The organism is Pseudomonas gozinkensis (genome assembly GCF_014863585.1).
In the GTDB taxonomy this organism is placed as follows: Bacteria; Pseudomonadota; Gammaproteobacteria; order Pseudomonadales; family Pseudomonadaceae; genus Aquipseudomonas; species Aquipseudomonas gozinkensis.
Genome location: NZ_CP062253.1, coordinates 179,893 through 204,485 on the forward strand (window position 1 = coordinate 179,893; position 24,593 = coordinate 204,485).

Annotated in this window: 20 protein-coding genes; 14 read left to right on the forward strand and 6 right to left on the reverse strand. The window is 61.9% G+C overall.

Annotated elements, in window-relative coordinates; translation table 11 throughout:
- Nucleotides 1–32: 32 nt before the first annotated feature.
- The 10 genes from IHQ43_RS00770 (at nucleotide 33) to IHQ43_RS00815 (ending at nucleotide 13,008) form a co-directional block, all read left to right on the forward strand.
- Entirely contained in the window at nucleotides 33–2,189 is a 2,157-nt protein-coding gene (locus IHQ43_RS00770; RefSeq protein ID WP_192563031.1) for a type I secretion system permease/ATPase, read from the forward strand.
- Nucleotides 2,179–3,546, forward strand: a complete 1,368-nt coding sequence (locus IHQ43_RS00775; RefSeq protein ID WP_192563032.1) for an HlyD family type I secretion periplasmic adaptor subunit — start codon at nucleotides 2,179–2,181, stop codon at nucleotides 3,544–3,546. The genes IHQ43_RS00770 and IHQ43_RS00775 overlap by 11 nt, the downstream gene beginning before the upstream one ends.
- 371 nt (nucleotides 3,547–3,917) lie before the next feature.
- Nucleotides 3,918–4,814 (forward strand): TauD/TfdA dioxygenase family protein, encoded by an 897-nt coding sequence (locus IHQ43_RS00780; RefSeq protein ID WP_192563033.1) that lies wholly within the window; start codon nucleotides 3,918–3,920, stop codon nucleotides 4,812–4,814.
- 18 nt (nucleotides 4,815–4,832) lie between these two features.
- Nucleotides 4,833–5,858, forward strand: a complete 1,026-nt coding sequence (locus IHQ43_RS00785) for an ABC transporter substrate-binding protein (RefSeq protein WP_192563034.1) — start codon at nucleotides 4,833–4,835, stop codon at nucleotides 5,856–5,858.
- Nucleotides 5,859–5,863: 5 nt separating this feature from the next.
- Complete coding sequence (locus IHQ43_RS00790; protein WP_007957720.1) at nucleotides 5,864–6,724, forward strand: ABC transporter ATP-binding protein; 861 nt, start codon at nucleotides 5,864–5,866, stop codon at nucleotides 6,722–6,724.
- Nucleotides 6,725–6,744: 20 nt separating this feature from the next.
- Nucleotides 6,745–7,611 carry an ABC transporter permease gene (locus tag IHQ43_RS00795; protein WP_192563035.1) on the forward strand — a complete coding sequence of 289 codons (867 nt, stop codon included), beginning with the start codon at nucleotides 6,745–6,747 and terminating at the stop codon, nucleotides 7,609–7,611.
- Between the two features lie 58 nt (nucleotides 7,612–7,669).
- The gene (locus IHQ43_RS00800; RefSeq protein ID WP_127796543.1) at nucleotides 7,670–8,587 is read left to right on the forward strand and encodes a LysR family transcriptional regulator; all 918 of its coding nucleotides are present in this window, start codon (nucleotides 7,670–7,672) and stop codon (nucleotides 8,585–8,587) included.
- Between the two features lie 225 nt (nucleotides 8,588–8,812).
- Nucleotides 8,813–10,348, forward strand: coding sequence for an MFS transporter (locus IHQ43_RS00805; protein ID WP_192563036.1), 1,536 nt, complete (start codon nucleotides 8,813–8,815; stop codon nucleotides 10,346–10,348).
- 18 nt (nucleotides 10,349–10,366) lie between these two features.
- Nucleotides 10,367–11,437 carry an HlyD family secretion protein gene (locus IHQ43_RS00810; protein ID WP_192563037.1) on the forward strand — a complete coding sequence of 357 codons (1,071 nt, stop codon included), beginning with the start codon at nucleotides 10,367–10,369 and terminating at the stop codon, nucleotides 11,435–11,437.
- Complete coding sequence (locus tag IHQ43_RS00815; protein WP_192563038.1) at nucleotides 11,434–13,008, forward strand: efflux transporter outer membrane subunit; 1,575 nt, start codon at nucleotides 11,434–11,436, stop codon at nucleotides 13,006–13,008. Before IHQ43_RS00810 ends, IHQ43_RS00815 begins: the two co-directional genes overlap by 4 nt.
- 47 nt (nucleotides 13,009–13,055) lie before the next feature.
- Here IHQ43_RS00815 and IHQ43_RS00820 read toward each other — a convergent pair whose 3' ends face one another.
- A complete protein-coding gene (locus IHQ43_RS00820; RefSeq protein WP_064382656.1) occupies nucleotides 13,056–13,361 on the reverse strand; it encodes an XRE family transcriptional regulator in 306 nt (101 codons plus the stop codon).
- A complete protein-coding gene (locus tag IHQ43_RS00825) occupies nucleotides 13,354–13,719 on the reverse strand; it encodes a type II toxin-antitoxin system RelE/ParE family toxin (RefSeq protein WP_064382657.1) in 366 nt (121 codons plus the stop codon). Before IHQ43_RS00825 ends, IHQ43_RS00820 begins: the two co-directional genes overlap by 8 nt.
- 170 nt (nucleotides 13,720–13,889) lie before the next feature.
- On the opposite strand from IHQ43_RS00825, the gene IHQ43_RS00830 reads away from it, so the two are divergent.
- Genes IHQ43_RS00830 through IHQ43_RS00845 form a run of 4 tightly spaced genes read left to right on the forward strand, consistent with a single transcriptional unit; the run spans nucleotide 13,890 to nucleotide 18,585 of the window.
- Nucleotides 13,890–14,669 (forward strand): efflux RND transporter periplasmic adaptor subunit, encoded by a 780-nt coding sequence (locus tag IHQ43_RS00830; protein ID WP_192563039.1) that lies wholly within the window; start codon nucleotides 13,890–13,892, stop codon nucleotides 14,667–14,669.
- Complete coding sequence (locus IHQ43_RS00835; RefSeq protein ID WP_192563040.1) at nucleotides 14,666–15,985, forward strand: efflux RND transporter periplasmic adaptor subunit; 1,320 nt, start codon at nucleotides 14,666–14,668, stop codon at nucleotides 15,983–15,985. Before IHQ43_RS00830 ends, IHQ43_RS00835 begins: the two co-directional genes overlap by 4 nt.
- Nucleotides 15,986–18,082 carry a site-2 protease family protein gene (locus IHQ43_RS00840; protein ID WP_192563041.1) on the forward strand — a complete coding sequence of 699 codons (2,097 nt, stop codon included), beginning with the start codon at nucleotides 15,986–15,988 and terminating at the stop codon, nucleotides 18,080–18,082. It begins immediately after the preceding gene.
- 11 nt (nucleotides 18,083–18,093) lie between these two features.
- Complete coding sequence (locus tag IHQ43_RS00845; RefSeq protein WP_425220289.1) at nucleotides 18,094–18,585, forward strand: GNAT family N-acetyltransferase; 492 nt, start codon at nucleotides 18,094–18,096, stop codon at nucleotides 18,583–18,585.
- Nucleotide 18,586: 1 nt separating this feature from the next.
- On the opposite strand, the gene IHQ43_RS00850 is transcribed toward IHQ43_RS00845, so the two are convergent.
- From IHQ43_RS00850 to IHQ43_RS00865, 4 genes are read right to left on the reverse strand one after another with little or no spacing between them, the layout of a single operon-like run.
- Nucleotides 18,587–20,773, reverse strand: coding sequence for a lipase family protein (locus IHQ43_RS00850; protein WP_192563043.1), 2,187 nt, complete (start codon nucleotides 20,771–20,773; stop codon nucleotides 18,587–18,589).
- Nucleotides 20,774–20,785: 12 nt separating this feature from the next.
- Nucleotides 20,786–21,559 (reverse strand): hypothetical protein, encoded by a 774-nt coding sequence (locus tag IHQ43_RS00855; protein ID WP_192563044.1) that lies wholly within the window; start codon nucleotides 21,557–21,559, stop codon nucleotides 20,786–20,788.
- A complete protein-coding gene (locus IHQ43_RS00860) occupies nucleotides 21,556–22,404 on the reverse strand; it encodes a DUF4123 domain-containing protein (protein ID WP_192563045.1) in 849 nt (282 codons plus the stop codon). Before IHQ43_RS00860 ends, IHQ43_RS00855 begins: the two co-directional genes overlap by 4 nt.
- Complete coding sequence (locus tag IHQ43_RS00865; protein ID WP_192563046.1) at nucleotides 22,401–24,470, reverse strand: type VI secretion system Vgr family protein; 2,070 nt, start codon at nucleotides 24,468–24,470, stop codon at nucleotides 22,401–22,403. Before IHQ43_RS00865 ends, IHQ43_RS00860 begins: the two co-directional genes overlap by 4 nt.
- Between the last annotated feature and the right edge of the window lie 123 nt (nucleotides 24,471–24,593).

The window sequence follows — 24,593 nt, forward strand, 5'->3', positions numbered from 1 at the left end:
TGTCCCTTTTCAACTGCTAAAGAGTGTCGAGCGTGGAATCAGAAGTCAGTCGAGTTCATCTCAGTCATGATCCACGCGCGTTGCACGACGATCCGTTACTGGATGGTCTGCTCGCTCTTTGCATGCTCCACCAGAAACCCGCCAGCGCGGCGATGCTGACCACCGGCCTGCCGCTGCCCAAACAACGCCTGAGTGTCGAGCTGCTGCCCCGTGCGGCGGCGCGCGCCGGGCTGCAAGGGCGGGTGCTGCAGCGCAAGCTGGAAGAAATTCCGGCGATTGCCATGCCGGCGCTGTTGCTGCTCAAGGATGGCCGCAGTGCCGTCCTGCTCGGCTGGCAGGGCGAGAACGAAGCACGGGTGCTGCTCAGCGAAAGCGACGGCGGCGAATCCCTGGTCAGCCGCGAGCTGCTGGCCGACGACTACACCGGCAAAGTGTTCTTCGCCCAGCCCCAGCACAAATTCGACGTCAACCACGGCACGCTGATCCCGCGTGCGCGCTCGTGGTTTCGCGACACTCTCAAGCGTTCGCGCTGGCTGTACGCCGACGCCATCGCCGCCAGTTTCCTGATCAACATCATCGCCATGGCCGCGCCGCTGTTCGTGATGAACGTCTACGACCGCGTGGTGCCGAACCAGGCCGAAGCGACCCTGTGGGTGCTTGCGCTGGGCATCACCGGCGCCTACATGTTCGACCTGATCCTCAAGAGCCTGCGCAGCCTGTGCCTGGATCTGGCCGGCAAGAAAACCGACCTGATCATCTCCGCCACGCTGTTCGAACGCATCGTCGGCATGGCCATGAAATACCGGCCGGCGCGGGTCGGCAGCTTTGCCCAGAACATTCACGAGTTCCAGAGCCTGCGCGACTTCCTCGCGTCGCTGACCCTGACCAGCCTGATCGACCTGCCGTTCACCATCCTCATCTTTATCGTCATCGCGATTCTCGGCGGGCATCTGGTGTGGATTCCGGTGCTGGCCTTCCCGATTGCGCTGCTGATCGGCTACGCGTTGCAGAAGCCGCTGGTGGCAACCATGGAGCGCACCATGGCGCTGGGTGCCGAGCGTCAGTCGAGCCTGATCGAAACCCTCGCCGGCCTCGATGCGGTGAAGGTCAACAACGCCGAAAGCGAACGCCAGTACCAGTGGGAACAGACCATCGGCACCCTCAGCCGCCTCGAGCTGCGAGTGAAAATGCTCTCCGGTCTGGCGATGAACATCACCCTGCTGATCCAGCAACTGGCCGGGGTGATCATGATCGTCTTCGGCGTGTACCAGATCATCGCCGGCAACCTGAGCATGGGCGGCCTGATCGCCTGCTACATGCTCAGTGGCCGCGCCCTCAGCCCACTGGCGTCGCTGTCCGGTCTGCTGACCCGCTACCAGCAGGCGCGTGTGACCATGACCTCGGTCGACCAGATGATGGAGTTGCCGCAGGAGCGCAATTTCGAAGAGCGCCCGCTGAGCCGCAAGGTTCTGCAGGGCGCGATCGAGTGCCGCCAGCTCAACTTCACTTACCCGGAACAACAGAATCCGGCGCTGAAGAACATCAACCTGGTGATCCGTCCCGGCGAGAAGATCGGCATCATCGGCCGCAGCGGCTCCGGCAAAAGCTCACTGGCGAAACTGCTGGTCGGCCTCTATCAGCCGGACGATGGCGCGTTGCTGGTGGATGGCGTCGACATCCGCCAGATCGACGTCAGCGAGCTGCGCTACAACATCGGTTACGTGCCGCAGGACATCCAGTTGCTGGCCGGCACCCTGCGCGACAACCTGATTTCCGGCGCCCGTTACGTCGAGGATGAGCTGGTGCTGCAAGCCGCCGAACTGGCCGGCGTCCACGAATTCGCCCGTCTGCACCCGCAGGGCTATGAGCTGCAAGTCGGCGAGCGCGGGCAGAACCTGTCCGGCGGTCAGCGCCAGAACGTCGCCCTGGCCCGGGCGCTGTTGCTCAATCCGCCGATCCTGCTGCTCGACGAACCGACCAGCGCCATGGACAACACCGGCGAAGAACGTCTCAAGCAACGCCTCGCGGCAGTGGTGGAAAACAAGACCGTGGTGCTGGTGACGCACCGGGCATCGCTGCTGTCGCTGGTCGATCGCCTGCTGGTGGTCGACCGTGGGCAGATTCTCGCCGATGGCCCGAAAGCGGCCGTGATGGAAGCGTTGAAGAAGGGGCAGATCAGTGTTGCTTAAGTCGGGTTTCAAGGATTCGATCCGCCGCTACTTCAAGGGCTCGGCATCGCTGCAGGGCCAGCCGCTGCCAGAGGTCAACAAGGCCTTGATCGAGGACGCGCCGCGCGTGGTGCGGCTCACGATCTGGGCGATCATCGGTTTCTTCGTGTTCCTGATGCTGTGGGCCAACTTCGCCGTCATCGACGAAGTGACCAAGGGCGACGGCAAGGCGATTCCGTCGTCGAAGATCCAGAAAATCCAGAACCTCGAGGGCGGGATCGTCTCCGAACTGTTCGTCAAGGAAGGCCAGATTGTCGAGGCCGGCGCGCCGCTGGTTCGCCTGGACGACACGCGATTTGCGTCCAACGTCGGCGAAACCGAGGCTGATCGGCTGTCGATGCTGCTGAGGGTCGAGCGTCTGAGTGCCGAGGTCGATGACCGTCCGCTGAATTTCCCCGAGGACGTGCTCAAAGCCGTACCGGGTCAGGCGAAAAGCGAAGAGTCGCTGTACGTCAGCCGTCGTCAGCAATTGCACGATGAAGTCGGTGGTTTGCAGGAACAATTGATCCAGCGTCAGCAGGAGCTGCGCGAGTTCACCTCGAAGCAGGCGCAATACCGTCAGCAACTCGGCCTGCAACGCCAGGAAATCAACATGTCCGAGCCGCTGGTGGCCCAGGGCGCGGTGTCGCCGGTGGAAGTGCTGCGACTCAAGCGTGCCGAAGTGGAAACCCGTGGTCAGCTCGACGCCACCACGCTGGCGATCCCGCGCGCCGAATCGGCGATCAAGGAAGTGCAGCGCAAGATCGACGAAACGCGCGGCAAATTCCGCAGTGAAGCCCTGACCCAGCTCAACGAAGCGCGCACCGACCTGAACAAGGCCCAGGCCACCGGCAAGGCACTGGAAGACCGGGTCAGCCGCACGCTTGTCACCTCGCCGGTGCGGGGCATCGTCAACAAGATGCTGGTCAACACCATCGGCGGCGTGATCCAGCCGGGCAGCGACCTGCTGGAAATCGTGCCGCTGGACGACACCCTGCTGGTCGAAGCGAAGATCCGCCCGCAGGACATCGCGTTCCTGCATCCGGGCCAGGAAGCCACGGTGAAATTCACCGCATATGACTACACCATCTACGGTGGTCTGAAGGCCAAACTGGAGCAGATCGGCGCTGACACCATTACCGACGAAGACAAGAAAACCACCTACTACGTCATCAAGCTGCGCACCGAGCGCAGCCATCTCGGCACTGACGACAAGCCGTTGCTGATCATCCCGGGGATGGTGGCGTCGGTGGACATCATCACCGGCAAGAAGACCGTGCTGAGCTATCTGCTCAAGCCGATCATCCGGGCGCGCGCCGAGGCGTTGCACGAACGCTAGATCTTTATTGACCTTCCGGGCCCCATCGCTGGCAAGCCAGCTCCCACAAGTTCCAAGGTGAACACACAAGCGTGTGTCCACCTTAGATCCCTGTGGGAGCTGGCTTGCCAGCGATGGCGGCAGTTCGAACACCACATCCCTGTCAGTAAGTGACACAAATGGTCACTCACCATCCAGTCCATTCCTAAGCAATCGCCATATCGTTATTCGTTAACGGTATTTAATTTCCAATTCTTATAGCTATAAAGTCAGTCTTCTGCGTACCTGCCGACCAATCGGCGCGCCGCACGACACGAACCAACACGCAATCCAGCGTGAGTTTCTGATCGACGCGCGCGCCCTTGAGCGCGCCGTGCGTGGGAGATTGATTGATGTCCGCAGCTACTGCTACCCCAAGCGCCGCGACTGTCGCGCCGCAAACCTTCGAGATCCGTCCGTTCAGCGGTGCCGTCGGCACCGAAATCATCGGCCTCGACCTGACCCGTCCGGTCAACGATGAAGACTTCGCCCGCATCCACCGCGCGCACCTCGATCACCACGTCGTGGTGTTCCGCGACCAGCGCATCACCCCGCAACAGCAGATCGATTTCAGCCGCCGTTTCGGCGTGTTGCAGATCCACGTGCTCAAGCAGTTCCTGCTGGCCAATCACCCGGAAATCCTCATCGTTTCCAACATCGTCGAGAACGGCCAGAACATTGGCCTCGGCGACGCGGGCAAGTTCTGGCACTCGGACCTTTCCTATAAAGAGCTGCCGAGCCTCGGCTCGATGCTGCACGCCCAGGAGCTGCCATCCGAAGGCGGCGACACCCTGTTCGCCGACATGCACAAAGCCTGGGACAGCCTGCCCGAAGCGCTGCGAAAGGCCGTCGAAGGCCGCTCGGCTGCGCATTCCTACACCGCGCGTTACAGCGAAACCAAATTCGAAGGCAACTGGCGCCCGACCCTGACTCCGGAGCAACTGGCTCAGGTCGCCGAGGTCGTGCACCCGGTGGTTCGCACCCATCCGGAAAACGGCCGCAAGGCGTTGTTCGTCAGCGAAGGTTTCACCACCCGCATCGTCGGCCTGCCGGAAGACGAGAGCAAACAACTGCTCGACGAGCTCTACGCCCACAGCGTGCTGCCGCAGAACATCTATCGCCATCAATGGCAGCCCCACGACCTGGTGTTCTGGGACAACCGCTCGCTGATCCACCTTGCCGCCGGTTGCCCCGCGCACCTGCGCCGCAAGCTGTATCGCACCACCATCCAGGGCGACGCGCCTTTCTGATTTGCCGGAGATCCGATCATGTCCAAACGTCTTCCATTCGCTCCTCTGGCGGCGGCCATCGGCCTCGGTTTCAGCCTGATCGCCGGCAGCCTGGTGGCGCCGACCGTGGCCCACGCCGAAGGTGAAATCCGCATCGCCGAGCAGTTCGGCATTGTCTATCTGTTGCTCAATGTGGTGCGCGATCAGGGTCTGATCGAGAAGTACGGCAAGCAGGAAGGCCTCGACATCAAGGTCGACTGGACCCAGCTGTCCGGTGGCGCGGCGGTCAACGATGCGCTGCTCTCCGGCTCCATCGACATTGCCGGCGCCGGCGTCGGGCCGTTGCTGACGATCTGGGATCGCACCCACGGCAAACAGAACGTCAAAGCCGTGGCCTCGCTGGGCAACTTCCCGTACTACCTCGTCAGCAACAATCCGAAGGTCAAAACCATCGCCGACTTCACCGAGAAGGACCGCATCGCGGTGCCAGCAGTTGGCGTTTCGGTGCAGTCGCGCTTCCTGCAATACGCGGCGGCCAAACAGTGGGGCGACAAGGAATTCAATCGCCTCGACAAGTACACCATCGCCGTCCCGCACCCGGACGCCACCGCTGCGTTGATTGCCGGCGGCACGGAGCTGACCGGGCATTTTTCCAACCCGCCGTTCCAGGATCAGGCGCTGGAAAATCCGAACGTACACGTGGTGCTCAATTCCTATGACGTGCTCGGCCCGAACTCGCCAACCGTGCTGTTCGCCACCGAGAAATTCCGCAACGAGAACCCGAAAACCTACAAGGCATTCGTTGAAGCCCTGACCGAAGCCGCGCAATTTGCGCAGAACGATAAAGGCGCGGCAGCGGACACTTACATCCGCGTGACCAAGGCCAGGATCGACCGCGCCGCGTTGCTGAAAATCATCGACAACCCGCAGTTCGAATTCAGCGTCACGCCGAAAAACACCTACCCGCTCGCCGAATTCCTCTACCGCGTCGGCGCGATCAAGAACAAACCCGAATCGTGGAAGGATTACTTCTTCCAGGACGCCAAACCGCTGCAAGGGAGCTGATCGACATGAACGCCCCTTTGCAAGGCCACGCGGCCAGCAACCCGATCGCCACCGCGCAGGCGCTGTTGGCGGTCGACCAGGTCAGCCTCGAATACCGCACGCCGCAGCGCGTCGTGCGGGCCACCCACCAGGTCAGTTTCGAAGTCGATCAACAGGATCGCTTCGTGCTGCTCGGCCCGTCCGGCTGCGGTAAGTCCACGTTGCTCAAAGCCGTCGCCGGGTTCATTGCGCCGTGCGAGGGCGAGATCCGTCTGCAGGGCCAGCGCGTCGACGCGCCGGGGCCGGACCGGATCGTGGTGTTTCAGGAGTTCGATCAACTGCCACCGTGGAAAACCGTCAAGCAGAACGTGATGTTTCCGCTGCTGGCTTCGCGCACGTTGAAGAAAAAGGAAGCCGAAGAGCGTGCGCTGCACTATCTGGAAAAGGTCGGCCTGGCGGCGTTCGCCGATGCCTACCCGCACACCTTGTCCGGCGGCATGAAAGCGCGGGTGGCGATTGCCCGGGCGCTGGCGATGCAGCCGAAAATCCTGTTGATGGACGAACCGTTCGCCGCGCTGGATGCCCTGACCCGGCGCAAGATGCAGGAAGAGTTGCTGCTGCTCTGGGAGGAGGTGCGTTTCACCTTGCTGTTCGTCACCCACTCGATTGAAGAAGCACTGGTGGTGGGCAATCGGATCTTGCTGTTGTCGCCGCACCCGGGCCGGGTGAGAGCGGAAGTGCACAGCCATCAATACGACCTGCACAGCCTTGGCGGCGTGGCGTTTCAAGAGTCGGCACGGCGCATTCACCGTTTGCTGTTCGATGAAGGCCAGTCGCCGGAAACCGAGCGCGAACTGGATTTCACTGATATCCGCATCGCTTATTGAGCCGCCTGGAGGATTGCCCGATGAGCCATTCATCATCCGTACGTCAAGAATTCGAAAACGATCTGCAACCGCTGACCAGCGTCCCGGTGGAGCGCGAGCTGCCGCTGGGCCAGCGCCTCTGGCAACAGGGCTGGCTGCGCAAAGGCGTCATCCTGATTTTGCTCGCCGTGCTCTGGGAAGTGGTCGCCCGGGTGCAGAACAACGACCTGCTTCTGCCGAGCTTTTTGCAGACCAGTCATGCGCTGTACGACGGCCTGCTTAGCGGCGAGCTGCTGGGCAAGGTGTGGATTTCGCTGGTGGTATTGCTCAAGGGTTACCTGATCGGCATCGTCCTGGCCTTCGCCCTGACCACGCTGGCGGTCTCGACCCAGTTTGGTCGGGATTTGCTGAGTACCCTGACTTCGATGTTCAACCCGTTGCCGGCGATTGCGCTGTTGCCGCTGGCGTTGCTGTGGTTCGGCCTGGGGCAGAACAGCCTGATTTTCGTGCTGGTGCATTCGGTGCTCTGGGCGCTGGCGCTGAACACTTACGCCGGGTTTCTCGGTGTCTCGGAAACCCTGCGCATGGCCGGCCGTAATTACGGCTTGAAGGGCATGCGCTTCGTGCTGTTCATCCTGATTCCGGCGGCGCTACCATCGATCCTCGCCGGGCTGAAGATCGGCTGGGCTTTCGCCTGGCGCACTCTGATCGCCGCCGAGCTGGTGTTCGGCGCCACCAGCGGCAAGGGTGGTTTGGGCTGGTACATCTTCCAGAACCGCAACGAGCTGTACACCGACAAGGTGTTTGCCGGTCTGGCGGTGGTGATCCTCATCGGTTTGCTGGTGGAGAACCTGGTGTTCGACACGCTGGAGCGGGTGACGGTGAAACGCTGGGGGATGCAGCGCTGATTTTCCGATCTGCTAGCATTGCGTGCAAATCAATCCAGATCGGTCACGAGTGCTCAGCATGCAACTCCCGGACATGAACCTGTTGGTCGCCCTCGACGCTTTGCTCGACGAGGGCAGCGTGGTCGGCGCCGCGCGGCGGATGAACCTCAGTTCGGCGGCCATGAGCCGCACGCTGACGCGGATCCGCGAAGCCATTGGCGATCCGATTCTGGTACGTGCCGGTCGGGGGTTAGTGCCAACGCCCAAGGCATTGGAGCTTCGCGAGCAGGTGAGGGATGTGGTCGAGCAGGCGGCGCTGCTGTTTCGCTCGGCGGATGCGGTGGAGCTGGGCACTCTGCGCCGACGCTTCAGCATTCGCGCCAACGACTTCTTCGTCGGCGTGTACGGCGGCAAGCTGTTCGACACCCTCGACCAACTGGCGCCGCACTGTGAATTGCGTTTCGTTCCCGAGGGCGACGGCGATGATGAAGCCTTGCGCGAAGGGCGGATCGACCTGAGTGTCAGCAACACCCGCCCGGTGACCCCGGAAGTCAAAGTGCAGAACCTGTTTTCCACTCACTTTGTCGGTCTGGTGCGCGAGGATCATCCGCTGCTGGATGGCGAAATCACCGCCGAACGCTACGCCGGGTTTTCCCACATCAGCATGTCCCGCCGGGGCATCGCCCGTGGGCCTATCGACACCGCGTTGAATGCGCTGGGTCTGGAGCGGCGGGTGGCGGTGATCGCGCCGAGTTTTCACGCCGCGATGTTCGCTCTGCCGGACTCCGACCTGATTCTGCCGGTGCCCAAGGAAGCGCTGCTCAGTGTGCGGCGGCTGGGCTTGAAACTGCGCTCGTTCGACCTGCCGATTCCGCTTCCGACGCTGATGCTGACCCAGGCCTGGCACCCGCGTTTCGACAAGGACCCGGCCCACCGCTGGCTGCGGGAAACCCTCAAGACCTGCTGTGACGAAACCTGGCTGGCGGCACAGCCTTAGTTCCTGCAACTGCACTAAACCCTGTGGGAGCGGGCTTGCCCGCGAAGGCGTCAGTGGCGTCGACATCTTTCTCAACTGACACGCCGCCATCGCGGGCAAGCCCGCTCCCACGGTGACTTCCAATTGCTGCACAAAACGCAACTATAAGCTGCCGACAAGTCAATTTTCGTCAGCCGTAAGCCTGAGTAAGATGCTCCGGTATTTTTCCCTCCGGAGTTTGCTTGCATGACATCCCTGACGGTCACGGCGCCGATTGCCGCTGCCGCTCCGATGGCAGCCGCGCCACCGGTGTTCGGGGCGCGAATAATCATCGGGCTGGTCGGTGTGCTGCTGGCGGTGCTGGTGTCGGGTCTCAACGAGATGGTGACCAAGGTCGCCCTGGCCGACATTCGCGGTGCCCTGAGCATCGGCTACGACGAAGGCACCTGGCTGGTCGCCAGCTACACCGCGACCTCGGTGGCAGCCATGGCCTTCGCGCCGTGGTGCTCGGTGACCTTTTCCCTGCGTCGCTTCACCCTCTGTGCCATTGGCGTGTTCACCCTGCTCGGGGTGCTCTGCCCGTTCGCCCCGAACTACGAAAGCCTGCTGTTGATGCGCATCCTGCAAGGCCTGGCCGGCGGAGCATTACCGCCGATGCTCATGACCGTGGCGCTGCGATTCCTGCCGGCCAACATCAAGCTTTACGGTCTGGCCGGTTACGCCCTGACGGCCACCTTCGGCCCAGGTCTCGGTACGCCGCTGGCCGGGTTGTGGACCGAATACGTCGGCTGGCAGTGGACGTTCTGGCAAATCATCGTGCCGTGCCTGATTGCCATGGCCGCTGTTGCTTATGGTTTGCCGCAGGACCCGCTGCGTCTGGAACGCCTCAAATCGTTCAACTGGAAAGGCCTGCTGCTGGGCTTTCCGGCGATCTGCATGTTGGTGATCGGCCTATTGCAGGGCAATCGTCTGGACTGGTTCGAATCGAACCTGATTAGTGGTTTGCTCGGCGCCGGTTCGCTGTTGCTGGTGGCGTTTCTGATCAATGAATGGTCGCAGCCGATTCCATTTTTCAAGTTGCAGATGCTCGGCATTCGCAATCTGTCGTTCGCTTTGATGACGTTGGCCGGCGTGCTGGTGGTGCTGTTGGCGGTGGTGCTGATTCCATCGAGTTACCTGGCGCAGGTGCAGGGCTACCGGCCGGTGCAGACCGCGCCGATCATGCTGCTCGCGGCATTGCCGCAACTGCTCGCGCTGCCGCTGGTAGCGGCGCTGTGCAACCTGCGTTGGGTCGATTGTCGCTGGGTGCTCGGCATCGGTTTGAGCATGTTGACGCTGTCGTGCCTGGGCGGGTCGCAGCTGACCTCGGAATGGATTCGCGACGATTTCTACGTCCTGCAATGGCTGCAGATTTTCGGCCAGCCGATGGCGGTGCTGCCGTTGTTGATGCTGTCGACCGGCAGCATCCAGCCACAGGACGGGCCGTTCGCCTCCGCGTGGTTCAACACCGTGAAAGGCCTGGCGGCGGTGGTCGCCACGGGCGTGATCGAGGCGCCGACCACGGCGCGCCTGCATTTTCACTCGACGATGCTGGTCGATCGCCTCGGCAATTCGCCGCTGGCCGCAAGCAACGACCCCGGCCTCGCCCATCGCCTGCACGAACAGGCGGTGGTGCTGACTTCTTCGGATCTTTACCTGTGCATGGCTGGCGTCGCGGTGGCGCTGATCCTGCTGATTTTCTGGCTGCCGACGCGGATCTTTCCGCCGCGCGCGCCGACCTGACTGAAACAGAAGGTTTTTATGACGACTCAAGCAAAGCAAAAACTCACGGTCGCTGTGGCCGCTGCGCTGGCGGTCGGTGTGCTGGTGTATCTGGCGATGCCCGGCCTGTTCGGCAAACGCACTCAGCAGAACACCAATGACGCCTTCGTCTCCGCCGACTTCACTCTGGTGGTGCCGCGTGTGGCGGGGTTCATCAAGGAGGTGCTGGTGGAAGACAATCAGCAGGTCAAGGCCGGGCAGTTGCTGGCGCTGATCGATGACCGCGACCTGCGCGCCGCCGCCGAGGCTGCCGATGCGCAAACCCTGGTGGCCCGTGCTCAATTGCAGAACGCCAAGGCAACCTTGGAGCGCCAGACATCGGTGATCGCACAGGCGCAGGCGTCGGTGGTTTCGGCCAAGGCTGAAATGGCCTTTGCCCAGCAGGAATTGAATCGCTACAACCACTTGGCCGGCGTCGGTGCCGGCACCGTGCAGAACGCGCAGCAGGCGCGCACCCGGATCGATCAGGCCTCCGCACGGCTGGACACGGCTACGGCAAAACTGGCGGCCGAGCGCAAACAGGTCGAGATTCTGACGGCGCAGCGCGATGCCGCCGAGGGCAGTTTGAAACACGCTCAGGCCGCGCTGGAAATCGCCAGTTTCGAGCTGTCTTACACGCGCATCACCGCGCCTCAGGACGGCATGATCGGCGAGCGTGCCGTGCGGGTCGGCGCCTATGTGACGCCGGGCAGCAAACTGCTGGCGGTGGTGCCGTTGAAGCAGGCCTATGTGGTCGCCAACTTCCAGGAAACCCAGCTCACCGACGTGCAGCCGGGGCAGGATGTTGTCGTGCGGGTCGACAGCCTCGGCGGCGAAGCCCTTACCGGCCGCGTCGAGAGCATCGCCCCGGCGACCGGCGTGACCTTCGCGGCGGTCAAACCGGACAACGCCACCGGCAACTTCACCAAGGTTGTGCAGCGGATTCCGGTGAAGGTTTTGCTGGATCCGGGCCAGCCACTGGCCGAACGGCTGCGGGTCGGGATGTCGGTGGAAGCGAGCATTGATACCCAAAGCTCGGCGACGTCGGTACGTGAGGTGACGCAGCGATGATTTTTGTTGAATCGACTGACGCCATCGCTGGCAAGCCAGCTCCCACAGGAGTTGTGCGGTTTGTCCAAGGTCTTCAGTTCAAGCAGAGATGCCTGTGGGAGCTGGCTTGCCAGCGAAGGGGCCGGTTGCAGCAACTCACTTTCAGTACGTTGCTCACTATGGGCCTTACCGCGTGCACCGTCGGCCCGGACTTCCAGAAGCCCGAAGCCACGCAGATTGCCGAGTGGGCAAAACCGTCAAAAACCGCCGTCAGCCAGGCCGTCAGCGAACCCTTGAACGAGCGCTGGTGGGAAGTCTTTCACGACGCGCAACTCTCGGCCCTGACCCAACGCGCCCTGCGCAGCAACCTTGACCTGCAACTGGCCAGCAGCCGTCTGCAACAAAGCCGCGCCGCCCGTCAGGTGATCACCGCCGACCGTTATCCAACGACCGCCGCCACCGGCAGCTACGCCCGCAAACGCAACAGCGGCGAAGGCCTGAACGATCCGTCCGGGCACAACGGCGATTCCGCCTTCAACCTGTGGGATGCCGGTTTCTCCGCCTCTTGGGAACTGGACTTCTGGGGCCGTGTGCGTCGGGAAACCGAAGCCGCCGATGCCAACCTCGAAGTCGCGGAAAACGACCGTCGCGGCGTGCTGTTGGCGGTACTCGCGGACACCGCGCAGAACTACATCCAGTTGCGTGGCGTGCAGAACACCCGCGCGGTCACCGAGCAGAACCTCGATGTGGCACGGCACAGCCTGAAACTCTCGCAGTTGCGCCTCAACGACGGCGTGGCCACCGATCTCGACGTCGCCGAAGCAGCCGCCCAAGTGGCGGCCATCGAATCGCGCCTGCCGGCGCTGGAGCAACGTCAGGCGCAACTGATCAACGCCATCAGCCTGTTGATGGGCGAACCGCCGCAGGCACTGGCGAAAGAGTTATCCACAGATGCGCCAGTACCGCAGTCGCCGCTGGAAGTCGCCATCGGCCTACCGTCGCAACTGGCCGAACGCCGCCCGGACATCCGCCAGGCCGAAGCCCGATTGCACGCGGCCACCGCCAACATTGGCGTAGCCAAGGGCAATTTCTATCCGCGCATCACTCTGTCCGGCAATCTCGGCTCGCAAGCCATGCAGCTCAGCGATTTCGGCTCCTGGGGCTCTCGCGCCTTCGGCATCGGCCCGCAATTCAGTCTGCCGCTGTTCGACGGCGGTCGCCTGCGCGGCGTGCTGCAACTGCGCGAAGCCCAGCAGCAGGAAGCGGCGATCGGTTATCAACAGACTGTCCTGCGCGCCTGGCACGAAATCGACGACCAGTTGACCGCCTACAACGCCAGCCAGCGCCGCCGCGACAGCCTCGCCGAAGCCGTACGCCAGAACCAGATCGCCCTGCGCACCGCACAACAGCAATACGTCGAAGGCGTGGTCGACTTCGTCAACGTCCTCACCGTGCAAGGCGCACTGCTCGCCACCCAGGAACAATGGGTGGAAAGCTCCACCGGCGTCTCACTGGCGATGGTCGGGCTGTACCGGGCGTTGGGCGGGGGATGGGAGTCGGTGTATCCGGTGGGGGAGATGGCGCAGCGTTGACGCTCGCGCGGAAAACAAAAAAGCAGGTTGTGCAGCGTTTTGGCTGCTCAACCTGCAAAGTTTTCGATTTTGATTTGCCCATCAGGAAAGGTAGCGATGATTTCAAGCTCGCCACCCATCGCGCGGATGTAATTGCGCAGCGTGCTGATGTACATATCAGTGCGTCGTTCCATCTTCGAGATCGCCGCCTGATTGATGTGCAGGGTCTCGGCAAGTGTCGCCTGACTCAAAGCCTTGGCCTGTCGCAGTTCGTTGAGCGGCATTTCCTTGATGTGTTGTTCGTAGATCGAATCGGCATGTGCCCGGGCTTCGGGTGTCATACGCGCTTCGAGTTCGGCAAATTTCTTAGCCATCTTTGTAACCCTCTTTGCGCAATGTATCGAGGTGCTCATCGTACAGTTGATCGGCGAGCGGGACATTGACTTCATACCAGCGATCCTGACCGGTTTTGTCTCCACCGATCAACAGCAGCGCACATCGTCTCGGATCAAATGCATAAAGTATGCGGTACGGTCGTCCGGCATGTTGAACCCTCAGTTCTCGCAGATGGCCATGTCGCGCACCATTGATCGCGCTGCTGTGTGGAAAGCGCAGGCCAGGTCCGAATTGCCCTAGCAATTTGACGCTCGCAGCCACCGAGCTCTGCTCGTTTTCAGTCAGATCTTCCCACCAGTTGCCGAACTCGTCGGTGTATTCGATATCCCAATTCATGGGGGGGCGAATATGAATGTTATGGAATATTCCTTCAAGGTTATATTTTCGATGAGTTGATCTTAGTCATTTCACAAAATTTCGCCAGCCCTTCGGATGAGTGATGGCCTTTCGCTTGACGCTAATCCCCGCTGTCGTAGACTCCGAGCATCCGTCAGGGAGTAACGGTTATGCGGCGTTTTCGTGGTTGGGTTGTCGGATTGACCTTTGTAACGTGTGCCGTTCAGGCTCAAACGCCCGCGCCAGACGATCCGCTGCTGGATAACGGCGCGGCGGCGAATGCGTCGGCCAGCAGTGAAGCGCGCGGGGTGTTGCGCGCGCGGGATCAGGCGACGCTGGCCAGCGAGTTGTCGGGGCGAATCGTCGAGTTGCCGTTCAGCGAGGGCGAGTCGTTCAAAAAGGGCGACACCCTGGCGAAGTTCGACTGTTCGGCCTATCAGGCCCAGTTGAATGCCGCGCAGGCCGCCAGCCGTGGCGCCGGTGAAGAGTTGGCGCATAACCGGCAACTGGCGGCGCTCAATTCCGTCGGACGTTTCGAAGTGGCTCGGGCCGAGGCCAAGGTCAGCGAGACTCAGGCTCAATCCCAGGTTTATCAAGTCCAGGTCAAACGCTGCAGCGTGGTCGCGCCGTTCGACGGGCAAGTGGTCGAACGCAAGGTGCAGCGTTATGAAAGCGTGCCGGCCGGTGCGCCGCTGCTCGATGTGGTCGACAACCGCACCCTGGAAATCCATCTGCTGGTGCCGTCGCGCTGGATGGCCAGGCTCAAGCCCGGCCAGTCGTTCAGCTTCGTGCCCGATGAAACCGGTCAGCCGATCGACGCCACGGTCAAACGCCTCGGTGCGCGGATCGATGAGGGCAGCCAGACCCTGTTGCTGGTCGCCACACTCCCAGAAGCCAAAGGCCTGCTCGCCGGCATGAGCGGCACCGCGCGTTTTCCGGAGCTTAAGTGAACGCCCCGGTGAGCGGCGCCGCCGAGCAGGTGTTCGCGCGTTTTCTCGATCTCGAACGGCACACCCGCGCGGCCCATGACATCTCGCAACTGGCCTACAGCCTGGTCAATGACGGCCAGTCGCTGTTCGGTTTTCGCCATGCGGCGCTGTTGATCGCCGGCAAGGTGCAGGCAGTGACCGGCGTCAGCGCGGTCGAGCCGAATGCGCCGTTCGTGGCGTTCGTCGAACAGGCCGTGGCGCAACTGTTCAAGCAGGATGTGCTGAAACAGGCGCGGGTGATCACGCCGGAAATGGTCGGCGAATCGATCCAGGCCGATTGGCGCAGCCTGTCGGCCATGCAAGTGTTCTGGCTGCCGTTGATCGACCGTCATGGTCAGGTGTTCGGCGGCTTGTGGCTTGCCCGTGATCTGCCGTGGAATCCTTCTGAACAAGTGCTGCTGTCGCAATTGGGCGACACCTACAGTCATGCCTGGCTGGCGTTGCAACCGCGCAAACCGTGGCGGCTGCGTTGGACCCGCAAACGTCAGGTGGCGCTGGTCGCCGTGTTACTGCTCGGGCTGTTGATCCCGGTGCGCCAGTCGGTACTGGCGCCCGCCGAAGTGGTGCCTCAGGGCGGGCGGGTTGTCGCCGCACCGCTGGACGGGGTGATTGCCGAGTTTCTGGTCAAACCCAACCAGAGCGTGAAAACCGGCGACCTGCTGCTGCGTTTTGAAAGCACGACGCTGAAGGCTCAGGCCGATGTCGCCGAGCGTGCGCTCGGGGTTGCCGAAGCCGAACTGAAGGCCAATTCCCAGCGCTCGTTCGTCGACGCCGAGTCCAGCTCCCGGGTCGACCTGCTGGCCGCCCGCGCCGAACAGAAGCGCGCCGAACGCGACTACGCCCGCGAACTGCTCAACCGCAGCGAAGTGCGTGCCGAGCGCGACGGCATTGCGGTGTTCGCCGATGCCGAGCGCTGGACCGGCAAACCGGTGCAGACCGGCGAACGGCTGATGGAAATCGCCGATCCGAGCCAGGCCGAACTGCGTATCGAACTGGCCGTGGGCGACGCCATCTCGCTGGAGCCGGGCGCTGAAGTCGCGCTGTTTCTCGACAGCGACCCGTTGCAACGCCACCTCGCCACCCTCGAACGTTCGGCCTATGAGGCACAGCCCACCGCCGGCGGCCAATTGGTCTATCGACTGGACGCCAATTTCGCCGACACACCGCCACGTATCGGCCTGCGCGGCACCGCGAAGATTTTCGGTGACCGCGCGCCGCTGGCCTTGTACCTGCTGCGGCGTCCGCTCGCAGGGCTGCGTCAGAGCGTAGGTCTGTAAATGACCCTGCCGAGCCTGCGTGCCGACCTCCAACTGTCGCCCGCGGCGCCGGCGCTGGACGGTTCGCCGCGCTGGACCCTGGCCGACCCGGTGCGCGGTCGCTACTTCAAGCTCGGCGCGGCGGCCATGCGCCTGTTGCGTCACTGGTCGCTGGGCGATCCCGAGCAAGTGCTGCGCGCCGCCAACCGCGAACCGGGTTTGCCGCTGGACGGCATCGAGCTGGAGCAACTGCTGACGTTCCTGCGCGGGCACGACCTGATCAGCGCCCTCGACGAACAGCAACGCGCCAGTTATCAACTCAAGGCCCTCGCGCAACGCCAGAGCCTGTGGAAAATCCTGCTGCATCAATACCTGTTCTTCCGCATTCCGCTGTGGCGGCCGGACGCTTTTCTCAACCGTGCCTGGCCGTGGCTGGAGCGCTTCGGTCCGAGGGTTTTGCGCTACGGTCTGCCGGCGACGCTGGCACTCGGGGTGTTTCTGGTTTCGCGGGACTGGCAGCGGTTCGTCGGCACCTTTCCGCACCTGTTCAGCCTGGGCGGCGCGATCGCATTCGGCATTTCGCTGTTCTTCGCCAAGCTTTGTCACGAATTCGGCCATGCGTTCATGGCCAAGCGCGCCGGGTGTCGGGTGCAAAGCATGGGCGTGGCGTTCATGGTCTTGCTGCCGATGTTCTACACCGATGTCAGCGATGCCTGGCGGGTCAACGATCGACGTGCGCGGCTGCTGATCGGCGCTGGTGGGGTGTTGGCGGAATTGCTGCTGGCGAGCTTCGCGCTGCTGGTCTGGTCGTTCCTGCCGGACGGGCCCGCTCGCACGGCGGCGTTCATGCTTGCCAGTGCGACCTGGATCACCACGCTGGTGGTCAATCTCAATCCGTTCATGCGCTTCGATGGTTATTTTCTGCTCAGTGACTTGTGGGAAGTCGACAACCTGCAGGGCCGGGCCTTTGCCCTGTGTCGCTGGCGGCTGAGGGAATTTCTGTTCGGCTATGGCGCTCCGGCGCCGGAGCCTTGGTCGCCGACGATGCAGCGGCGTTTGCTGATCTGGGGGTATGGCTCGTGGTTATGGCGTGCGGCGTTGTTTTTCGGGATCGCGCTGGCGGTCTATCACCTGTTCTTCAAGGTGTTGGGGATCTTCCTGATGCTGGTGGAACTGGTGTGGTTCATCTTTCTGCCCATCATGAGTGAGTGGCGCCAGTGGTGGAGCCGCCGCGAACAGGCTCACGGCCCCCGCGTATTGCTCAGCAGCCTGGCGGTACTCGGCCTGTTGCTGGTGCTGATCGTGCCGTGGCGCAGCTCGATCGAGTTGCCGACGATGCTCGAGGGCGGTCGCGCCAGTGCCTTGCACGCACCGACGGCAGCGCGGGTCAAAGCCGTGAAGGTGGCGGATGGTCAGACCGTTGCTCAGGGCGATGTGCTGATCGAGCTGGAATCGCCGGACCTTGATTCGCGGCAAGCCATCGTCCGCCGGGAAATCCGCATCCAGCAATTGCTGATGCGCCGTCAGGCCGGCCGCAGTGAAACCGCTGCCGACGCCGGCATCGTCGAGCAGCGTCTGGCCGAAGCGGTGGCGGACTATCGTGGCCTGACCGCCCAGCGCGAACGCCTGCTGTTGCGCGCCCCCCACGCAGGCACCGTGCGTGATCTGCTGCCGAACCTGACGCCGGGCCGCTGGCTGTCGAGCAAGGATGCGCTGGCGCGGGTGGTCGAGGACGGAACGCGACTGCGCGGTTACCTGGCCGAAGCCGAGCTGTGGCGGGTCAAGCCCGGCGCCACCGGACGGTTTATCGCCGACGACCCGATGCATGCCGCTATCGCGGTGCAGCTCAATGAAATCGACACCAACGGTGTGGCCTATGTCGATCAGGAAGCGCTGACTTCCGATCACCACGGACCGATTGCCGTGCGCCGGGATCAGCAGCAACGGGCGGAACCGGTGCAGGCGCAATACGGCGTGCGTTTGACTACGCTGGATCAGGCGCCGACCCCGGTGCAGCCGCTGCGCGGCGTGGTGGTGTTGCAGGGCAGCGGCGAATCGGTGCTCGGCGTGGCCTGGCGCCGGATGGCGGCGCTGGGGGTCAGGGAAAGCGGTTTCTAGGGAGCATGAAAATGACGGAAAACCTGGCGGCGGACGGATTGGTGGTGCGGCCTTCGCGGGCGACTGACGGACCCTTTCTGCACAGCCTGTATCAATCGGCGCGGCCGGATCTGCAATGGATCGACGGCGAGCAGGAACAGGTGCAGCAAATCGTCGCCCAGCAGTTTCAGGTGCAGGAGCAGGGCATGGGTGAAAACCATCCGAATGCCATGCACTACATCGTGGAAAAACTCGGCACGGCCATCGGCGCACTCAGCACTGATTTCGGCGTCAATGAAATCCGCGTGTTGTACCTCGCCTTCATTCCCCAGGCCCGGGGCAAGGGTTACGGGCGAACCGTGCTGCAAGGCGTGCAAAAAGCCGCGCAGCAAGTGCGCTGCCCGGTGGCGACGGTGGTCTGGGCCAACAACCCCCATGCGCGCCAGCATTACCTGGCGCTGGGATTTGCCGTGGAAGAGCGCAATCCGGCGGCGGAGCGGTTGGTGTGGTATCCGCAGGGCTGAGTCAGATCACCGAGTCGATATCGAAGGTATGAGGTGCGCCGATCCTGTGGCCGTAAAGCGGTGCCAGCAGCGGGTCATCCTCGGCGGCCTCCGGTGCCATGGCCAGCTGTTCGGCTGCGAGGTTTTCCGGGTGCAGCTGCCAGCGCGGCAGGCTTTCGGCCAGGCGTTCCGGTTGTTCTGCCAGCGATCCATAAACATCCGTGGTCGTCAGGCGCCGGTGCCGCAGACTGGCCAGCCGTTCGCGGGTCGTGCGGATTTTCTCGATTTCATGATTGAGCGCTTGGACGATGTTTTTCCGGCTGCGCACATAGCTGTCCGGCCGTCCCGGCAGGTTGTTGCGCTGGCGGCGCAACTGATCGGTGATGCGCTGCAGCGCTGTCTCAACCAGCGCGAATTCTCGCTCGGTAACCAGCGTGCGGTTTGACTCCTGTGCCTCCTGCCAACGCCGCAACACCGCCCAGCACGCCGGGATGTACGCCCCGGTCATCGAATGGTGCCCGGCGTCGAAGATCTGCTTGAGCAACGTCGGCCGATCCGGCAGGCCATGCCTCTGCCGGATGGCCACGTCACAGGCTGCGTGTTGATTGATGGTGTCGCAGCCCGGCTCCCACAGGATCGACGACACCTGCTGACGGCCGAATTCCACCGGCATGGCGTGTCGCAGGTTGCCATGGTGGTCGTAGGCTTCCCCGGTCCAGTTGGTGATACCCGCGACGAACACCGACAGGCCGACCGGCACGTTGACGAACGTCAGCGCCGCCCCGGCGCCGTAGATATCGGCTTTGGTGTTCATCCAGCTGCCGGGCACGCTGGGCACCGGGTCGTTGTGATTGACCATGCGGTGATGCACGAGATCGGCTGCGCCCTTCACGAAATCCGCGTCGCCGGCGCGGGGGGCGCCGTAGGTGTAGAGCTGGAGGTTGTAGTTGAACCCGGCTCTTCGGCGAAGCATTTCCGCGAGCAGTAATGTGATCGCACCTCCGAGGCTGTGGCCGCAGATCAGGAGTGTTTGGCCGGTGTAAAACTTTTCTAAGTATTTGACGGCGAAGTCATAGGCTTTCTGCGCAGCTTCGTAAAAACCTCGGTGTACTTGGCCGGCGCCTTCTTCAAACGGCACTTGAAGGGCATCGGCATCGCGCAAGCCATCGGCGACGATCTCGGCGGTGCCGCGAACGGCGATCAGGATCAACTCGTCGTTATGGGTGATGAAGGCCTGGGTGTCGGTGCTGTCCTTATTACCGATGTCATCGAGGAAGTGAACGCTGGCCGGGTGTTCCGGATCATGTTCTGGCGCTTGTCTGTTGACTGCATAAAGGTTCGGATCAAACGGGATAATTTCTAATCTTCCTGAATACGGAACATCTTCGTACAACGGGTAATAGGCCTTGGTCTGGTCGCTATCGACTTTCCACAGTTCCTCTCCTTTGGGCAGAGCATCACCGAACCAGTTGCCGACGCTGGGTTGCAGCAGAAACTCCACGAATCTGGTGTCGGCTGAAGGGACTATGGGTTTCTGGCCGAAAGGGCAGTAACTCAGGGTTGCCATCAATGCGAGCTGATACAGGTTGAGTGCACAGAATGCCGGAGCTGCAGATAGCATCGGCCGCAACGCGCGCAGCGGACGCACTTCAAGAACTGTGTGACGTTGCGGCATCAGCGCTACCCCAATTTTTCCGTGTTCGCGCATGATGGCTGCGCACCCGGAATCCAGGGGGTAATCGCGATAAACCTCGGGTGGAAGATGCGAGGCATGTGTGACCAGATGACGGACTTCGACTTGAAAGTAGTCCGCACCGTCTGCGATTTCGGGGCGTTTGCGTGTACGAGTGGCATTAGGGTTCAGGTAGCGGATTTTCTCGGCTCGTACTTGAAGTTCGGTTATTTTCAGTGGGTAATGTTGTCTGCCTTGCAAACTTAAATAGGGCTTTTCCTTTCCTTTATAAGTTTGATCAAACAGCAGCGATATAGGTCCCGCAAAGTGATTTTCCATCCTGCCCTTGCCCGCTGCGTCTAGATGTCCCGTGTACTTATGGCCTTCCGAGTCAGTTGCGACATAGGTCAAACCGGCAAAGGGTTCACCCGAGCAAAACTCGTCGATGAGTTGGAAACTTGTCCATTTCCCACTTGCAGGACATGTCAGCATGCGACTGCCGAGCGGAGATTGAAGATCCTTTTCCAATGATGTCATGGTGAAATCTCCTTATTCCGTGCAACCCGGATAAATGGTGCAGACCTGGCCATCCGGCATGGTGAAAGTGCTGAAGTCGGTGTAGTTCCCGAAACAAAAGGCGTACTGATCTTGAAAGTTGTCGCCCATGCACCTTTTCCAACCTTTTGGTAACTGGACCCATGTGTCTCTGAAGTAAGGTTTTTCCTCCCTTGCTAATTTAATTGTCATCCTCACCGTCTTGCCCGGCAGTTGATCAAGCCCATAAGCGGAGTAGGTCTTTCCTTTCCCACGCTCTCCTTGGGCATCAGATGTCTTGCAATCAAGAATCTTGACGATGCGGCGTTGTGCGCCAGCTGTCCGGAACCACCATTCACATTGACCGTAAAAAGTACTTTCACCTGCCTCATTGAAAGTGCCTTTGTACTGCTCTTCTATATCGTTCCCCAAAAAGACCATGCCTTCGTCACCCCCAAAATCTCCCCGTGCTTTGTAGTAACTCGCGTTGATCTCCAGCGCGATCCTGCTGATTACCAACGGACACCCCTTAACAATCTTGCGAATCGTGATCTCGGCATCCGGCTTGTAGTCCGTGCGCCACTTGCTATTGAACACCGGGGCAAGGTTGTCGCGTCTGTCGAGGGTGCAGGTCTGGCCCTTTTCGGGTACGTAATGAACCGCTGCGACGTAAGCAAACCCCGGTGGTAGATCGGCTGTGAATTTGAAGGTGTTGGGCGGTTTGCCTTGGCAGCCTCCAATTGCCGCGAAGGCGCCGATCAGGACAATGCTCTTGAGCTGAATCTTCATGAAGGCATCTCCCCGCTCCAGCTCTTCGAAAGCAGGTAAATCCGATCAAAGTGTTCATCCGGTGTTTCGTCCGGTCGGGGTTGCCAATGAGGCGCGAGGGCTTGGGTGTGGAGGCTCTGGATCAGCAGAAACTCCAGCCGCTCGGGCGCCAGCCAGCCCCAGGCTTCGGCCTGTGCCAGTCGCTCGCGTAGCCAGATGTGCGAATCCTGCGCGCACGCCAGTCCGGCGTAGGCCTGCACATGCTCGGCCAGCAGAAAGCGATGGGCGTTGGCCAGCCGGATCTCCATGGCGGGTTCTTCGGGCATCGGCAGGTGCAGCCATGGCGGCGAGTCCGGCAGCGGGTAAGTGCCGGGCGCAGGATTGTCGGTGCTCTGCCAGTGCGAACCCTGCCAGTAACACACGCTGATCGCCGGCCCGAGATACACCGGTAGCGCCTCGGGCGACAGATGCTCCAGCGCTCGGGTCAGTACCCGGTTGTCGTGGAAACGGTACAGCGCCTGATGCGGACGGGTGCCGACGATCAGCCTTTCCTGCCAGTGCCTGGCCCATGTCTTCAGCTCGCCCTGGCCCAGGCTGGCGAGCCATCCCCAATGGCTGTCGGGTCTGTCGAGCAGGGCGTCGAGGCGACGGTCGTCGGGGTGGTCGAAGGTGAACAGGAACGGACCGGTCTCGGCCAGTTCGGCGACCTCGGTTTCGCTGTAGACACCGGCGTACTGCTCGTAACGGCTGCTTTTCAGCCAGCGCTGGCGCATGTCGCGTTCGTTCTGCGAGTCGAGCACCAGGCACAGGAGATGACCGTCGCGGTGTTGTTCGATCAGCCAGCGCTGCACAAGAGAGTCGGTCATGCAGCGGCCTCCGCAATGGCGCACTCGCCCGCGCGGCAGGCTTCGCAGATCGGGCAGAAATCCGCTCCCAGGGTTTTGCTCGCGGCCATCAATGCCTGTTGTGAGGGCGCCACCAGTGGCGGCAAGGGCGCGGGCGCCGACAAGTCTTCAATGCCTTCGGGCTGCAACAGTCGGGCGCGCAGCAAGGGCACGGGAGCGCCGCCGATCACCAGATCGCTGCTCCCGAAAAGACCGCCGTGATCCAGCACGAAATGCTCGCCACCGACCTTCAGGCTGATGCTTTTTCCGGCCTCCAGTACCAGATGTTCGCCGGCGCTCAAACACACCTGCCCAGCAGCTTCGACCGTCAGTGACTGACCGATCCGGGTGTGACTGTTGTCGCTGACGTGCAGATAGTCGCTGGCCTTGAGATGGGTCTTGCGATCGCCGGTAAGGGTGCGGTGTTCTTCTGCGTGCAGCACGCTGACGCTGTTGCCCCGGATGGTTTCCCGCCGTTCGTTGCCGATTTCCAGATGACTGTCGTGCTCGATCTTCTGCTGCAGATCACGCTGGGCGCGCAGATAGATCAGCTCCTGGCCGGCGCGGTCCTCGATCATCAGTTCATTGAAGCCGCTGCTGTCCGGCGAACTGCGGGAGCGAAACACGCTGCGGGTCTTGTGTGCAGGCAGTTCATAGGGCACAGGGTTGGCACTGTTGGCCAGGCAACCGCTGATCACCGGTTGGTCGGGATCACCGTTGAGAAACGTCACCAGCACTTCCATGCCCACCCGCGGAATGATCACGCTGCCATGGGCATTGCCGGCCCAGTTCGTGGTGGTGCGCAACCAGCAACTGCTCTTGTCGTTGTGCCGGCCTTCGCGGTCCCAGAAAAACTGCACCTTGACCCGGCCGTACCCGTCGCAATGGATTTCTTCGCCTTCCGGGCCGGTTACCACGGCGGTCTGGGTGCAGCCGATGGAAGGTTTGCCGTAGCGCAACGGCGGGCGATAGATCAGCTCCCATGGTGTGGCTTCGAATTGGTTGCGGTAGCCCTGGACGAAGTCGCCTTCATTCTTCACGGCGATGTCGCTGCCGCTTTCTTCAAGCACTTGAGGCTGCTTGCCTTCGTGACGGATTTCGGTGAGCAGCCAGAGGTCGTTCAATGCCGGTTCGGGGTGTCCGGCCAGCGCCAGAAAATGCCCTGACACCAGCGCCGGTTCGTCGCTGTCGCCTAGGCCCACATGCTCATCGCTGCGATGGCGTTCCAGAGCCCGCCGGGCCAGCAGTTTGCCCTGATCCCGGTCGAGGATTCGCCCCGGATAGCCGTAGTCTTCCAGATCAGGCTGGCGCTGTTGGTTCGCCATCCGCGCGTCGGACTCCAGCACGATGCGCGCCCTTTCGAAATCGCAGGCGCGCCGACTGGCGCGACTGGTGCGGGTATTGAGCCCGCTTTCGAAACGGTGGATCACCGGCCTGTCGGCCACCATCGCGTTGCGCTGTTTGAATGGCGTCGGCCGGGCCAGCCTGGGAAACACGGTCTGATCATCGCCGAACACCAGCAGGTGCCTGTCGAGGCTGTGGCGGAAGTGGTAGTGCAGGCCATCTTCCTGGCACAGGCGCTGGATGAAGTGCAGGTCGGATTCGTTGAACTGCACGCAATACTCACGATCCGGCAATGGCTGACCGATCCGGAACAGATAGCAATCTGCGTGAATGCCATGTTCCTGAAGAACCTGCCCGATGATTTGCGTGACGCTGAGGTGCTGAAAAATCCGCTGATTGAAACGATGGCCCAGGTTCGCCAGCCATGGCGCCAGGGTCAGTTGGTATTGCGTCAACCGGTGCCCGATCTTGCCCCGGCCAATGTGCTGGATCTGTCCATGAACGCCATGCCCGTTGTCATCGAAGGCCAGAAAAGCCTGCCGGTGCATGAGGCCGGGAAGATCGATGTCCGGTCTCGGGCTGACCAGTTTGACGTTGAAGGAGTAAGGCTGGCTGATGGATTCGGTGCCGGTGAAGGACAGCACCTGCAGATCGTGATTGAACTCGTCGGTGATGAGGCGCAAACAAGCATTGGCATTGAACATCCGTTGTTCCTTGTCCTGTGACAGATTCGGAACAACGCTAACAAGATGGCCAGCGAATTTATGTCAGACGTTTCCCGGAAAATCGGTTTAAAAACACGGCCTACAGGGACTGCGACTGAATCC